Below are 13,991 nucleotides of genomic sequence, written 5' to 3'. Positions count from 1 at the left end.
GAGGGGCGAATGTCGTTTGGCGTCAGGCTGAAGGTTTCCGGAAATTACGCGTGCTTCACGCGACCCGAGATGAAGGTTGAGCGTGTCTCCTACGACGTGATGCCCCCCTCCGCTGGCCGGGGAATATTGGAGGCCGTTCACTGGAAGCCGGCTATCAAATGGGTGGTGGACAGCATTCATGTCCTTACTCCTATTCGTTTCCAATCGATCCGCCGCAACGAGGTTGGCAGCAAGATCTCCGCCCGCAACGTCAAGACGGCGATGAACCGCGGCAGTCTCGAAGGGTTGCGCCTCCTCGTCGATGAGGACCGCCAACAGCGTGCGGCTACCGTGCTCGTCGATGTCGCCTATGTCATCGAAGCGCATTTCGAAATGACCGACAAGGCCGGCCCCGACGACAATGAGGGCAAGCATCTCGACACTTTCAACCGCCGCGCCGCGCGCGGGCAATGCTTCCATCAGCCCTGCTTAGGCACACGCGAATTCGCGGCGGCCTTCGAACTGCTACCCCCTGATGCGCCATTGCCGGAAGCGATCAAGGAAACGAGGGACCTCGGCTTCATGTTGTGGGACATCGACCACGCGGCGCCGGACAAGCCTTCCCTGTTTTTCCGTGCTGGCCTCAACAACGGCGTGATGCGTGTTCCGGCTCCCAATTCTTCGGAGATCCGGAGATGAGCATTTTGGCTTCGCTTGCCAAAGCCTACGACCGTCTGCCAGACGCGCCCCTTTTCGGCTATTCCACGGAAAAGATCGGTTTCGTTATCTCGCTCAACCAAGATGGAACATTGGCCAGCGTTACCGATCTGCGAGATGGCACGGGCAAGAAGAAACTGGCGCGCATGATGCAGGTGCCGCAGCCGACCAAACGCACCGCAGGCATCGCGCCGAATTTCCTCTGGGACAAGACTTCCTATGTGCTTGGCGTCACGGCAGGAGCAGGCAAGCGTGCAGCCGGCGAGCATGCCGCTTTCGTAAAGCGCCACCGCGAGGCCCTTGAAGACACGGATGACCCGGGCCTGCGGGCGTTGTCTCTGTTCCTCGAAGGCTGGAAGCCCGAACAATTCGTGGAACCAACGTGGCTTGACGAGATGAAAGACCAGAACGTGGTCTTCGCGCTCGACAGTGAAAGGCGCCAAGGCGCATATCTTCACGATCGGCCAGCCGCCAAGGCTTTGTGGGCGGACCGAAGCAGTGGTGGCGCTGATGCCTTGTCGATCTGCCTCGTCACCGGCTCGAATGGAGCGGTCGCGCGCCTTCATCCGGCAATCAGAGGCGTGTGGGGTGCGCAATCCTCCGGCGCTTCCATCGTATCGTTCAATCTCGATGCCTTCACGTCCTATGAGCACGAGCAGGGCGACAATGCTCCTGTCTCGGAAGCTGCCGCCTTCAAATATTCCACCGCGCTCAACACATTCCTTGCTGGCAAGACCAACCGCATCCAGGTCGGCGACACCTCCACCGTTTTCTGGGCTGATGCGTGCGACGCCGAAGTGGCGCGCACCGCCGAAGGCACCTTTGGTGCGATGTTTTCGGACGTCGACGAAGTCACCCAAGCCGGCAAGGTCGGCGATATCCTCGCTCGTATTCGCAACGGTCTGCCGCTCAAGGAGATAGCCCCCGAACTTGAAAACGGCGTCCGCTTCTATGTCCTTGGTCTTGCTCCAAATGCCGCGCGCCTTTCGATCCGGTTCTGGTTCGAGAACGATTTCGGCGTGCTGGCGAAAAACTACCAGCGCTTCGTTGCCGAAATGGACATCGATTCGCCGCCGCGCGACGCGCGCCCAGCGCTATGGAAATATCTCGCCGAAACCGCGGTGCTGGGCAAGCACGAAAACGTGCCGCCGAATCTCGCCGGCGAATGGATGCGGTCGATCCTGACCGGCACCCGATATCCGCTGACGTTGCTCTCGACCGTGCTGATGCGCATTCGAGCGGACGGAGAGGTAAGCGCTCTCAGGGTTGGCATCCTGAAAGCACTCCTCGTTCGAAATTTCAACAAAGCAAATGGGGAGGCTCCCGTGTCGTTCGAACCGGAGAATAGGAACAAGGGCTATCTGCTCGGGCGGCTGTTTGCTGCCTATGAACAAATACAAACGGCCGCGCTCGGTCGCAACGTCAACGCCACGATCAAGGACAAATTCTACGGTTCGGCGTCCGCCCAACCGCGCAAGGTATTCGCCCTGCTCGACCGGGGATCAGCCAATCATATTTCGAAGGTCGGCAAGCAAAGGCCTGGACATAGGGTCAATCTCGAAAGGACTGTCGGCGCGATACTCGAATGCATGTCGCCCAACAGCGATCCCTTCCCGGCCTTCCTTTCCGCCGAAGAGCAGGCACTGTTCGGCCTCGGCTACTACCATCAGCGCGGCGAATTCTTCCGCAAACCCGAAACCGTCGACACACAGGATGCCACATCATGAACGCCATTTCCAACCGCTATGAATTCGTCCTGTTGTTTGATGTATCCAAAGGCAACCCGAACGGCGACCCGGATGCCGGCAACATGCCGCGACTCGATCCCGAAACCAATCATGGTCTGGTTTCAGACGTCAGCCTCAAGCGCAAGGTGCGCAACTACGTCGAGTTCGCCAAAGGCGAACATCAGAGCTACAACATCTACGTCAAGGAAGGCGCGATCCTGAACGAGCAGCATCGCAAGGCGTACGTTGCGCTGCGCCCAGATGACGGGAAAGTCGCGAAGGACGCCAAGCTCAATCCTAAGAGCGACGATGAAGCGCGTGCGCTCACAAAGTTCATGTGTGCGAACTTCTTCGACATTCGTACCTTCGGCGCGGTCATGTCGACCGGCATCAATGCGGGTCAGGTGCGCGGGCCGGTGCAGATGACCTTCGCTGGCTCCGTCGAGCCGATCGTGCCCCAAGAAATCTCCATCACCCGCATGGCGGCAACCAACGAAGCCGAGAAGAAGCAGCGGGTAGAAGGCAGTGAGGAAGGCAACGAGCGCGTCGACAACCGCACCATGGGCCGCAAGCACATCGTGCCCTATGGTCTTTACCGCGCCCATGGTTTCGTCTCGGCCAAACTCGCCGAACGCACGGGCTTTTCCGATACGGACCTGGACTTACTCTTCGAGGCCTTGTCAACGATGTTCGAGCACGACCGGTCCGCCGCGCGCGGAGAAATGGCAAGCCGCAAGCTCGTCGTCTTCAAACACGCCAATACGCTCGGCAACGCTCCGGCCCATGCGCTCTTCGATCGCGTAAGAGTTGGCCGCAACATTGATGGTGCGTTCCGCGATGTCGACGATTCGGGCATCGACAACTATCCACCGGCCCGGAAATTCAGCGATTATAAAATCGAGATCGATCGTGACGGCCTGCCGGATGGCGTGGAGATTATCGAGCGTCTGTGAACATGGCGTCGGGCGCGGGCGAAACTCCGGTCACCCAACCCGACGAACGGGATGCGGACCCCATTCCGCTCTCGGCGTTGCAGCACGCTATATATTGTCTGCGGCAGGCCGCACTCATCCACATCGAGCGAATGTGGGAAGAAAACCGGCTCACGGCGGAAGGCCATGTCATGCACATCGCCGCCGACAGGCCGAGCATGCGGCGCGTGCGCGGCGTGCGTCGCGAATCTGCGCTACCGATTGCATCGAAACGTCTCGGCATTGCCGGCGTCGCAGACGTGGTGGAATTTCATACGGGCATCAATGGCGAAACGCCTTACCCCGTCGAGTTCAAGCGTGGAAAGCCGAAGCTGCACCGCGCCGACGAAGTGCAGCTCTGCGCTCAAGGGCTCTGCCTCGAGGAGATGACCGGAAGGCCGGTGCCGGAGGGTGCGCTGTTCTATGGCGAGACAAAGCGCAGGGTCACGGTGCCGTTTGATGTGGAACTGCGTCTGCTCACTGAGGAAACAGTCGCCCGGTTGCACGAAATCTTCACGACGCGCCAGACGCCGAAGGCGATCTACCGTGCCGACCGCTGCCGAGCCTGCTCACTCATCGATCTCTGCCGTCCAAAGACCATGGCGAAGGCGGCGCGTGACTGGCGCAACCGAACGCTGGCTTTGCTTTTGGAGGAACACACCGCGTCGTGAAAAAATTTCTCAACACGGTGTATGTCACTACGGAAGGCGCCAGCCTGAAGAAGGACGGCGAGAATCTGGTGGCCGAGATCGAGGGTGTCGAACGCGCCCGCGTTCCGTTGCACATGCTCGGCTCCGTCGTTGTTTTCGGGGCGATCTACGTCTCGCCGGCGCTCATTGGCGCCTGTGCCGGCGCTGGCATCACATTGGTGATGCTCGACCGTGCCGGCCGGTTTCAAGCCAGGATCGAGGACCTGTGGCCGGCAATGTGCTATTGCGGCGGGCGCAGTATCGCGCGTCTGAGGCGCCGGAAGATATTGTGCGCGGCCTGGTCGCCGGCAAGATATCCAACCAGCGGGCGGTGCTGATGCGCGGGCTTCGCGATTACGGCGAGGAACTAGCACCTGGAGAGCGCGACCGTGCCGCTGATGCAACGAGGCGTCAGGTGCATATTTTGCGCAGGGTAAGCCTCGCCGGGCTCGACCTGGATCAGTTGCGCGGTGCCGAAGGCGAAGCTGCCGCGTACTATTTCAGCGTTTTCGATACTCTGATCCGTTCGCCTGATGCGCAAATGCGTTTTCGCGGCCGCTCGCGCCGACCGCCGCTCGATCCAGTCAATGCGCTGCTGTCATTCCTTTATACGCTTCTGATCCACGACTGCCGTAGTGCGGCGGAAGGTGTCGGCCTCGACCCTGCGGTCGGGTTCTTACACCGTGATAGGCCAGGGCGGCCGAGCCTGGCACTCGATCTGATGGAAGAATTGCGCCCGGTCCTGGCTGATCGTCTTGCCTTGTCGTTGATCAACCGGCGCCAGCTACGCGCCGCCGACTTCGAGGTCCGCGACGGCGGCGCGGTCTGGCTTACCGACGATGGCCGCAAGACCGTGCTTGCTGCCTGGCAGGAACGCAAGAAACAGGAACGCCATCATCCATTCATCGAGGAAAATGCTCCGCTTGGCCTGGTGCCCCATCTTCAGGCGCAGCTTCTGGCCCGTCATCTACGCGGTGACCTTGACGCCTATCCGCCTTGGTTTTGGAAGTAGTTCGTACGATGATGGTACTAGTGACCTATGATGTGAAAACTATGGAAGGCGACGGTGCCCGCAGGCTCCGCAGAGTAGCCAAAGCGTGCCAGGATTTCAGAGAGTTCAGTTCTCAGTGTTCGAGATCGAGGTCGACCCTGCCCAGTGGACCAAGGTGAAGGCCAGGCTGGAGCGAATTATCGATTGTCAGCACGACAGCCTGCGCTACTATTATCTGGGCGCCAGTTGGCAGCGGCGGGTGGAGCATGTCGGCGCTAAGCCTGCGGTCGACCTCGGCGGTGCCCTCATCGTCTGAATCCATTGTATGACAGCGTGATACAGCGCGAACATAAAGCGTGCCGGAAAATCCCGACGGGTTCGCACCGGCGCTAGTTCTTTGAAATCGTGAAACTATCTACGCCAAGCTGGGTTGTGGGTCGACCTTCCGTTCGGCTGAAGGATTATGTTCGCCTTTTAACTCGTCTTTCCTCAATTTTCGCAGTCTGTTAGCTGATGCACTGTCGCCCCTCTCGCGGGGGCGTGGATCGAAACCATCATTTCGAAGGTGAAGCGGAGACGCCCCGAGGTCGCCCCTCTCGCGGGGGCGTGGATCGAAACTTTTTCCGATAGCGATCAACCTTGAGCAGGTAGAGTCGCCCCTCTCGCGGGGGCGTGGATCGAAACCTTTCATCTAGCTTTCGTGCGACTTTCGGTCGCATGTCGCCCCTCTCGCGGGGGCGTGGATCGAAACTTTTTGAAGGTCCGTTGCCTCTCCTTTGGAGACTGTCGCCCCTCTCGCGGGGGCGTGGATCGAAACTGAAACGGGCGCTGAAGCGGCGCGCGACATCGCCGTCGCCCCTCTCGCGGGGGCGTGGATCGAAACTTGTTCTCTCCGCCGGTGACGGCAGGAGATGATTGTCGCCCCTCTCGCGGGGGCGTGGATCGAAACTTCTTAAGCCGGATGGTCAGATCGTAGCCGGACGTCGCCCCTCTCGCGGGGGCGTGGATCGAAACGTTGGCTTTGGATCGGTATTGATGATATGCCACAGTCGCCCCTCTCGCGGGGGCGTGGATCGAAACCGGCTCCTCGAAATAGGCCGCGCCATGGAAGGTGTCGCCCCTCTCGCGGGGGCGTGGATCGAAACTTCAGGAACCCCTCACCGAGGGCAGGGATGGTGTCGCCCCTCTCGCGGGGGCGTGGATCGAAACCTTTCCAGAGAGGCGATCCTGGCGGGGAAGGAGAGTCGCCCCTCTCGCGGGGGCGTGGATCGAAACAACCGGGCTGGATTTGGTGAGAGTGGCGAGATCGGTCGCCCCTCTCGCGGGGGCGTGGATCGAAACTATGACGCCTTCCAGCGCCAGCTACGCTCGCTCGGGTCGCCCCTCTCGCGGGGGCGTGGATCGAAACCACTTCAGGCGCTTGCGCAGCGCCTTCATATCGAGTCGCCCCTCTCGCGGGGGCGTGGATCGAAACACCGAAGCCGCCGTCAATGGCGGCGTCGAGGCCGGTCGCCCCTCTCGCGGGGGCGTGGATCGAAACTATGTGCAGGAGTTGCAGCACCATCGCGGCGGGCGTCGCCCCTCTCGCGGGGGCGTGGATCGAAACCCTCTGGTGGGGAGAAATCGCCATGAGCGAAGCAGTCGCCCCTCTCGCGGGGGCGTGGATCGAAACCCTACATCTATCGCTGGGATCGCCACGGCCGCAAAGTCGCCCCTCTCGCGGGGGCGTGGATCGAAACGACAATGGCCAGCTGCTGATCTCCGGTCGCGGAGTCGCCCCTCTCGCGGGGGCGTGGATCGAAACATCTTCTCCGAGCTGAAGGCCTGGCTGGCAGCGGTCGCTCCTCTCGCGGGGGCGTGGATCGAAACCTCTACGCCGGCGAGCAGAACGAAGCGCCCTGCGGTCGCCCCTCTCGCAGGGGCGTGGATCGAAACCCTCTGGTGGGGAGAAATCGCCATGAGCGAAGCAGTCGCCCCTCTCGCGGGGGCGTGGATCGAAACCCTCGGCCGGCCATTGCGCCATCAACAAGGATGCGTCGCCCCTCTCGCGGGGGCGTGGATCGAAACAAGCAGGACGTTGCCAACAAGCCGATGCTGACCGTCGCCCCTCTCGCGGGGGCGTGGATCGAAACAAGAACGGTGTTGGTCTGGGCTCCCGAGCTGCGGTGTCGCTCCTCTCGCGGGGGCGTGGATCGAAACTTCGTCACGCTGTTGACGCCGAGCGCCGAGATCGGTCGCCCCTCTCGCGGGGGCGTGGATCGAAACTTCAGCTCGCCGCCATCGACGGCGGTGGCCAGGGAGTCGCCCCTCTCGCGGGGGCGTGGATCGAAACTATTCCCGCGTTTACTGGACCATGGACCTGACAGGTCGCCCCTCTCGCGGGGGCGTGGATCGAAACACCTATGTGGTGAAGCGACCGCGCGAAGGCGTCAGTCGCCCCTCTCGCGGGGGCGTGGATCGAAACCATGTCTCGGGTTCGAACGCGACCGTCCCGCCATGTCGCCCCTCTCGCGGGGGCGTGGATCGAAACCTCTAGATATCGAACGGCTCAGGCCGGAACGGCAGGGGAACAGTCGCCCCTCTCGCGGGCGTGGATCGAAACGTGTTGACGATGATCAGGCCGGCAGCCGGGCACGGGTCGCCCCTCTCGCGGGGCGTGGATCGAAACATTGTGCAGATATTGTGTGCCGGTCAGGAACTCGGTCGCCCCTCTCGCGGGGACGTGGATCGAAACTGCAGGACGTTGCAGGTGTAGGTGAAGCGCCTGTCGCCCTCTCGCGGGGGCGTGGATCGAAACGGCAACTTTTCCGACATGGTGCGCAAGGCCGAGGGTCGGCCCTCTCGCGGGGGCGTGGATCGAAACAATGTAGGGCTATTCGAGACAAAGGTGGAGAGCAATCCAGAGCGCGCTCCAATCCGCACTGAAGGGCTACGTGGAGCGCGCTCAGTGCATCGGCATCGACGCGCGACACGCAGCGGCAATGCTCCAGGCAGGGGCTGCGAAATAAATCGGGTCGCAATGATGCGCGTGGCATCGCACACTTGATGCCATGAAGGCATATCGGCCAGTCTGGTGAAGTCGGAATATGCGCAGCGCCTTGGTGCACTGTTTGCGGCTCGAAACACCCTGCAGGATCAGCTTATCCGGATCGAGAATGTCATCCGTTGACTGCTATGCTGCGACGGCATATCGCTGCCCCTTGGGGGCGATTATTCGAGAAGGAGGTGCGTGAACAGGTTGGCGACCATGCTACGGTCATGCTGACGATGGCGACGCTGCTGGTTGCACGCGCTGAGCTCTTGCGCCAGCGAAGCGTATTCGATCGCCGCATCATATCACTGGCGCGACGGGACGAAGTTTGCAAGCTGCTGATGACAATTCCGCGTGTGGGACCACACGTTGCGCTGTCGTTCAGGGCGAGCGTCGATGATCCTGCTCGGTTCCGTCGTTCCCGCAATGTCGGTGCGCATTTCGGTCTCACGCCGCCGTTGCAGCTCGGGCGAAATCGACCGGTCGGGAAGATCAGCAAAGATGGGTGATCGTCATACACGCCATATGCTCTACGTTGCTGCGCAGATTACGTTGAGACGTGGCCAGGGTCTTTGGTCGTAGATGAAGGCGTGAGCCATGAGTGTCACGAAAACAGGTGGTATTGGCAAAGCACGTGTTGCGCTTGCGCGCCGCATTGCGGTTACACTGCACAAAATGTGGCTGACCGGTGAGCCGTTCCGATGGCAGAAGAACGTGCTTGCCCAAGTGTAGTCCATCAAGCAGATCACCCATATCCGCAACAGCCGAGGTCCCGGCAAGGGACGGGTGAGGGTGAGAGCGACCGTCGGTTTGGTGTGCCGTCAGCCGATCAAGGAACGCCGTGAATAAGATGGCTGCGCCGCTACCCAGATGAACGCCATCCTGTGCCGGCCAAGCGCCGAGCACGAAGAGAAGGCTGTTCCATTGCCGGATCAACCAACGCCAAGGCGACAATGGACGGAGGAGGAAAATGAAAACAGCTTGACGAACGCCGGGAGAGAGAAGACCGACAAGAACGATGCGCGCGGCATTGCGCAAATGATGAGATGGGTGGTTTCGCGCCGTTTATGTCAAAGGCCTTGAGAAGAATCAGCGGCTTCGCACGATGCTGGCCAATCGCAAGCTGCTCAAGCGCAAGCTGGTGGATCTGGAGAACCAAATTCGCGGTTCGCTGCGGGTTCATGGCTTGAAGGTTGGCGCGATCGGTCGGGGTGAGTTCGAGGCTCGTGTGCGCGAACTGCTGGACGGCGCGGATTTTGTCTCGAACGAATGATCGACAGCTTGCTGGCGGTCCGTAGCGCGGTCCTTGAAGGCTACGAACGGCTGCACACGATGCCGCTCGATGCTGTCGCCGCCGATCCTGTCTGCCGCGCTTCCTGACCGTGCCTGGCGTAGGACCGGTTGCGGCTTTGACCTTCAAGGTAGCGATCGATGATCTGCATCGGTTCACACGTTCTCGAAACGTCGGCGTTCATTTTGGCCCGACCCCGAGACGACATCAGACCGGCAGCTCGATCGACTTCACTGGGCGCATCACCAAGCAGGGCGACATGACTGCACGCGAGTCGCTGTGCGAGGCGGCGGCGGCCATGTTGCTGCGCTCGCGCCGCGGCTCGGCGCTCAAGGCGTGGAGGCTCAAGATAGCCTAGGAGCGCTCGATGCAGTGCGCGATCACACGCCCGCAAGCTTGCCGCCATCCGGCACCGCATGTGGCTTGACGGCAGTGTGTTCGATCCAGGCGCCGGGACGGTTGTCACGCCGACGATTCGCGCGACGCTGAAGGCACAGAACGGCTTGACGATGGGCGCGTCTCGACAGTTTCGAGGAGGTTATGAGATCTGAGTTCGAAGAGTTCCCGTGCGCACGGGCGGCGCCCTGGCAGGGCGTTGGATGAGACTGAGTCCGCTATATTGCCGGCATCCGCCCGCCACCGGGATGAGCGCGCCGTGATCGCTAGGACCGTCTCGTCATGAGGCCATCAATACGGCCCCAGGAGAGCATGCGACGGCTGATTTGAGCCGAGCGCGTAATAACGCAGGGACCCTGCCGAGGGACGCGTGGTTGCAAGAAGTGCGCACGAACTTGCAGTGACTATGAAGCAGAATTGGAGATGTCATGCAGCCGGAAAGTCATTGTTGTAGTTGACATTAGGCGCCCGATTAGTAAGGCAAGATAAAGCGAGCTGGCGCTCGCCCTCGCTTCGCTCGTAAGTGTCTGTCTGCACATTGTTTTTTCCGACGGATGCTAACGCCAGGCTGAATGACGCGAGGTGCGGATGGTGCCGGCTGGTTCGCTATCCTGTTGATCTGAAAAGCAAAGATGCGGTGTCGCAGCGATGTGCGATCCGCCGTTTTACGCCGCAGCAAGTCTTTGCAGGCCATAGCACGCTCGGCTCTTCGGCCATCTTGAAGCACCAAATGCGACTCCCGATGCTGTCGGCATGGCAGATCGTGACAGCGACAGGTTCCAGGTTCGCACCGGCCGGATGCGGCATGGCGGCGCGCCGGTCAATTCGCGCACGCTGCCCTTCGTGCGCCAGGTCGAGATCGCCATTCGCAAGCAAGGCGGCAACCCCAATCGCATCGGCGCAAGCAGGAGCGCCGGAAAGGAGAGTGGCCGCTTCAATGCCCGCGGCCGCGGCGGCAAGGTGGCGGCAGCGTTGCCAAAGGATGGTGGCGGGTGGAAGCAGGACTCCAATGGCGTGCGCTTTCGCTCCCGCCGCGTCGTGGTGAAGGCGCGCGTCGTCAAGCTGCCGGGGCGAGTGAAGCGGACCGCTGGGCGCGCCCAAAAGTTCATGACGACGAGCAAGGCCGTCGATGCGCATCTGCGTTATCTTCAGCGCGACGGCGTGACCAGGGAGGGCGAGAAGGGCAGGGTGTACTCGGCCGTCGACGACGAGGCCGACAGCAAGGCCTTCGTCGAGCGCGGCCGCGGTGACCGACATCAGTTCCGCTTTATCGTCGCGCCGGAGGATGCCGCCGAGATGGAAGACCTGCGCTCCTTCACCCGCGATCTCATGCGACAGATGGAGACCGACCTCAGCACGCGCCTCGACTGGATCGCCGTCGACCATCACAACACCGGTCATCCGCATACCCATGTGCTGGTGCGCGGCGTCACCGATGACGGCAAGATCCTGAACATCGCCGGCGACTACATCGCCCATGGCATCCGCCACAGGGCAGGCGAGCTGGTGGAACGGGAACTCGGGCTGCAAAGCGAGATCGAGGTCGCCCGCAAGCTGGCCAACGAGGTGGACGCCGAACGGCTGACCCGGCTCGACCACATGCTGATCGAGGAACAGCAGGAGCATGATCTTGTCGACCTCCGTCCCAATGCCAGCGACAGCTACACCATTTCCAGCAATCGCTATCTGCTGATCGATCGGGCGAAGAGGTTGCGACACTTCGGCCTGGCGCGCGAGATCGAACCCGGCCGGTGGGTGGTTTCCGACAGGGCCGCAAGTACTTTGCGAGCGCTTGGTGAGCGCAACGACATCATCAAGACCATGCACCGGGCGCTCGAGGAGCACGGCCTCGCCGAAGAGCGGGGTGCTGCGCAATACGTCATGCACCGGCGGACCATCACCGAGCCGGTCGTCGGCCGCGTGCTCGCCAAGGGTCTTGCCGGCGACGAGATGAGCGATCGGCTGTCGCTCGTCATCGATGGCGTCGACGGTCGCACCCATTATGTCGAGACCGCGGATGCGGCAAAGCTCGACGACATCCAGCGCGGCCATATCGTGGTGCTCGATCCGATCCCGCCGAAGGAGGAGCCGCGTGCGGCCGACCGCAACATCAGTGTCGTGGCGGGCGAGGAAGGTATCTATCGTCCGAGCAGACACCTGGAGGCGATCCGCGAGACATTTCTGAAGCAGGGCAAGGACCCGGACGCCTTTGTCCGTTTCCATGTCCGCCGTCTCGAAGCGCTGCGTCGGGCCGGCCATGTCGAGCGCATCGACGACGACCACTGGCGCGTTCCAAATGACCTGTCCGAGCGCGGCATCGCCTACGATGCCCGCAGCCGCGGAAAGGACTTCTCCGTCCGCCTGCTCTCGACGCTTGACCTCGACTCGCAGATCGGCAGCGACGGCGCCACCTGGCTCGATCGGGAGCTTGCGGCCAGAAACCCTGTGCCGATGGTCCGGTCAGGCTTCGCCCTTGACGTGGACAACGCGCTCGACAAACGGGCTGCCCAGCTCGTCGGGATGGGCCTTGCCGAACGCGATGCGACTACCGGGACGATCACCTTCTCGCGCGACCTTGTTGCCACGCTGGAGCGTCAGGAGGTCACGCGCGTCGGCAAGGAAATGGCCGCTGCGCGCGGCCTTACCTTCGCGCCCGTGCAGCTTGGCGATAATGTCGGCGGCACGCTCCTGGGCTCGGTCCGTCTGGCCAGCGGGCGCTTCGCCATGCTGGACGATGGTCTCGGCTTTCGGCTCGTGCCTTGGCAGCCGATGCTGGAAGGGCGCATCGACCAGCACATCACCGGTCTCGTGCAAAACAGCGGCGGCATCGACTGGAGCTTCGGCAAAAAGCGCGGGCTGGGGCTGTGAGAGCGCTCATCGGCGCGGCACTTTTGGCTCGTAACTATCGCCGCAACGATTAGCCAAGCCTATTAGCAGACAGTTGTCAGATGCGGGGTCTTAAACGGATACCATTCTCGGATAAGAACTCGATTCCGGCCCTCTCAAGCGTATGCCTTATACTTATGAGGTTGTTGGCGATCGGAATGCGCGCCCCACGCTCAAAATCCGCAATCGTCTGTCGAGCCACATTTGCGGCTCTAGCTAATTCGTCTTGGCTCCACCCAAGCATAGCCCGAGCGCCGCGACACTGCTCTATCGTTAGCGCATTTTCCACGACCACAATCCGATTGACGTCAATCAATTTGTATGATGAGATTCCTTAAAACGGCCGAGCTGAGCGCTGACACGCTTAGCCCGACCTAACCACAACCAAGCTGATAGGAGCTCGGATCATGGCTGATTCCGACAATACCACGACTCTGCCTTTCGTCACCCGTAGGCAACTGCTTGCGGGAGGAATGATCACGCCCACGGCTTTAGTGCTTGAGAAAAGTACTCTGACCGGCAACGCTACCGCGACGAACATGTCCCTCTCCGACCCAGCGCTGGCGCTTTGGCGGGAATGGCAGACCGCCCACGACTTGACTGAACAGCTTTGCCGCAAGCAACAGCGCCTGGAGACCAGACTTGTCGAGAGCGTCAGCTTTCCTCGGGCGACCGTCCGCCTGCCCGAGGGTGAGGATGTGACGATCCACTCAATCGAGGCTCTCAATGAAGTGCTCGGCAAAGGGTCGGATATTGCGGCTCTCCGCCAGAAGGCCGAATCTGATCTGGCGGCACATCAGGCAGGCTGGGATTCCGCTGCCGAGGAGAGCGGCTACGCCGCAGCGCTCACGGCGGAGCGCGAGGCCAGCGACCGGGCACAGGGCCTGCTCCAAGCGTTCTCGATGACGCCGGCCACGACGCTCGCCGGTGTGGCGGCCAAGCTCAATGCCATATTGCGGGAAGGCGAAGCGTGGGCAGAAGGCTCCGAGTTCCCCTGGCCACAAATCCGCTCGGCGCTCAGCGATCTGGTGGGCATCGGGAAGCTCGAAAAGGTCCTTCACGGCGAGCGGTGCTCTTAGGCTGCAGGTGGGCTGCTACTGCTGCCACGCCTGAAACGGGGGCCTGGGCAGCTGTAAATTCACAGCCGTTCGCAGGCAGCTATCGCAAAGTTTTGGTTCACGCTGCCTAACTCAGCTGAGCAGCCGACGGTGGACGAGTGCCGCTGCGCCTCCTAAAAATTTCCCTGTGGATATTGCCTCTGTGACGACTTGGTGTCGTATTCGTTTGGCTGGGGCTGAGTAGAAGTAAGCAAC

At 61.5% G+C, this 13,991-nt stretch carries 13 protein-coding genes, 1 pseudogene and 1 CRISPR repeat array; of the genes and pseudogenes, 13 read left to right on the top strand and 1 reads right to left on the bottom strand.

From position 1 onward, the window contains the following. Positions 1–9 precede the first annotated feature (9 nt). From cas5c to NKH59_RS16115, 12 genes and pseudogenes are all read left to right on the top strand, one after another. Positions 10–678 carry a type I-C CRISPR-associated protein Cas5c gene (gene cas5c, locus NKH59_RS16165; protein WP_353022366.1) on the top strand — a complete coding sequence of 223 codons (669 nt, stop codon included), beginning with the start codon at positions 10–12 and terminating at the stop codon, positions 676–678. Further along, positions 675–2,423, top strand: a complete 1,749-nt coding sequence (cas8c, locus tag NKH59_RS16160; protein ID WP_353022364.1) for a type I-C CRISPR-associated protein Cas8c/Csd1 — start codon at positions 675–677, stop codon at positions 2,421–2,423. Before cas5c ends, cas8c begins: the two co-directional genes overlap by 4 nt. After that, positions 2,420–3,376, top strand: a complete 957-nt coding sequence (cas7c, locus tag NKH59_RS16155; protein ID WP_353022362.1) for a type I-C CRISPR-associated protein Cas7/Csd2 — start codon at positions 2,420–2,422, stop codon at positions 3,374–3,376. Before cas8c ends, cas7c begins: the two co-directional genes overlap by 4 nt. Positions 3,377–3,378: 2 nt before the next feature. Next, the gene (cas4, locus tag NKH59_RS16150; protein WP_353022405.1) at positions 3,379–4,065 is read left to right on the top strand and encodes a CRISPR-associated protein Cas4; all 687 of its coding nucleotides are present in this window, start codon (positions 3,379–3,381) and stop codon (positions 4,063–4,065) included. Further along, on the top strand, positions 4,062–4,421 hold the full coding sequence (locus tag NKH59_RS33535; protein WP_502908705.1) for a CRISPR-associated endonuclease Cas1: 360 nt from the start codon (positions 4,062–4,064) through the stop codon (positions 4,419–4,421). The genes cas4 and NKH59_RS33535 overlap by 4 nt, the downstream gene beginning before the upstream one ends. Beyond that, positions 4,310–5,095, top strand: coding sequence for a type I-C CRISPR-associated endonuclease Cas1c (gene cas1c, locus NKH59_RS16145; RefSeq protein ID WP_502908704.1), 786 nt, complete (start codon positions 4,310–4,312; stop codon positions 5,093–5,095). Before NKH59_RS33535 ends, cas1c begins: the two co-directional genes overlap by 112 nt. Before the next feature lie 8 nt (positions 5,096–5,103). After that, positions 5,104–5,390: pseudogene (gene cas2 / locus NKH59_RS16140) on the top strand (CRISPR-associated endonuclease Cas2). Between the two features lie 204 nt (positions 5,391–5,594). Next, positions 5,595–7,604: a CRISPR direct-repeat array (repeat unit 32 nt; unit sequence GTCGCCCCTCTCGCGGGGGCGTGGATCGAAAC). 695 nt (positions 7,605–8,299) lie between these two features. After that, on the top strand, positions 8,300–8,614 hold the full coding sequence (locus NKH59_RS16135) for a transposase (RefSeq protein ID WP_353022360.1): 315 nt from the start codon (positions 8,300–8,302) through the stop codon (positions 8,612–8,614). Between the two features lie 88 nt (positions 8,615–8,702). Beyond that, complete coding sequence (locus NKH59_RS16130) at positions 8,703–8,837, top strand: hypothetical protein (RefSeq protein WP_353022358.1); 135 nt, start codon at positions 8,703–8,705, stop codon at positions 8,835–8,837. Between the two features lie 373 nt (positions 8,838–9,210). After that, positions 9,211–9,378 carry a hypothetical protein gene (locus NKH59_RS16125; RefSeq protein WP_353022357.1) on the top strand — a complete coding sequence of 56 codons (168 nt, stop codon included), beginning with the start codon at positions 9,211–9,213 and terminating at the stop codon, positions 9,376–9,378. Positions 9,379–9,487: 109 nt separating this feature from the next. Then, positions 9,488–9,754: a transposase gene (locus tag NKH59_RS16120; protein ID WP_353022355.1), complete on the top strand. Its 267-nt coding sequence runs from the start codon at positions 9,488–9,490 to the stop codon at positions 9,752–9,754. A gap of 791 nt (positions 9,755–10,545) precedes the next feature. Next, the gene (locus NKH59_RS16115; RefSeq protein WP_353022353.1) at positions 10,546–12,660 is read left to right on the top strand and encodes a DUF3363 domain-containing protein; all 2,115 of its coding nucleotides are present in this window, start codon (positions 10,546–10,548) and stop codon (positions 12,658–12,660) included. A gap of 76 nt (positions 12,661–12,736) precedes the next feature. On the opposite strand, the gene NKH59_RS16110 is transcribed toward NKH59_RS16115, so the two are convergent. Continuing rightward, a complete protein-coding gene (locus tag NKH59_RS16110; protein ID WP_353022403.1) occupies positions 12,737–12,922 on the bottom strand; it encodes a helix-turn-helix transcriptional regulator in 186 nt (61 codons plus the stop codon). Between the two features lie 163 nt (positions 12,923–13,085). Here NKH59_RS16110 and NKH59_RS16105 point away from each other — a divergent pair, with 163 nt between their 5' ends. Further along, positions 13,086–13,757: a hypothetical protein gene (locus tag NKH59_RS16105; RefSeq protein ID WP_353022351.1), complete on the top strand. Its 672-nt coding sequence runs from the start codon at positions 13,086–13,088 to the stop codon at positions 13,755–13,757. Positions 13,758–13,991 lie beyond the last annotated feature (234 nt).

The organism is Mesorhizobium sp. M0998 (genome assembly GCF_040318885.1).
GTDB lineage: Bacteria > Pseudomonadota > Alphaproteobacteria > Rhizobiales > Rhizobiaceae > Mesorhizobium.
This window is presented reverse-complemented; position numbering and strand designations above follow the sequence as displayed.

Coding starts and splice junctions, on each gene's coding strand:
- cas5c (WP_353022366.1), top strand. CDS start 10: ATGTCGTTTGGCGTCAGGCTGAAGGTTTCCGGAAATTACGCGTGCTTC.
- cas8c (WP_353022364.1), top strand. CDS start 675: ATGAGCATTTTGGCTTCGCTTGCCAAAGCCTACGACCGTCTGCCAGAC.
- cas7c (WP_353022362.1), top strand. CDS start 2,420: ATGAACGCCATTTCCAACCGCTATGAATTCGTCCTGTTGTTTGATGTA.
- cas4 (WP_353022405.1), top strand. CDS start 3,379: ATGGCGTCGGGCGCGGGCGAAACTCCGGTCACCCAACCCGACGAACGG.
- NKH59_RS16130 (WP_353022358.1), top strand. CDS start 8,703: ATGAGTGTCACGAAAACAGGTGGTATTGGCAAAGCACGTGTTGCGCTT.
- NKH59_RS16125 (WP_353022357.1), top strand. CDS start 9,211: ATGCTGGCCAATCGCAAGCTGCTCAAGCGCAAGCTGGTGGATCTGGAG.
- NKH59_RS16115 (WP_353022353.1), top strand. CDS start 10,546: ATGGCAGATCGTGACAGCGACAGGTTCCAGGTTCGCACCGGCCGGATG.
- NKH59_RS16110 (WP_353022403.1), bottom strand. CDS start 12,922: ATGCTTGGGTGGAGCCAAGACGAATTAGCTAGAGCCGCAAATGTGGCT.
- NKH59_RS16105 (WP_353022351.1), top strand. CDS start 13,086: ATGGCTGATTCCGACAATACCACGACTCTGCCTTTCGTCACCCGTAGG.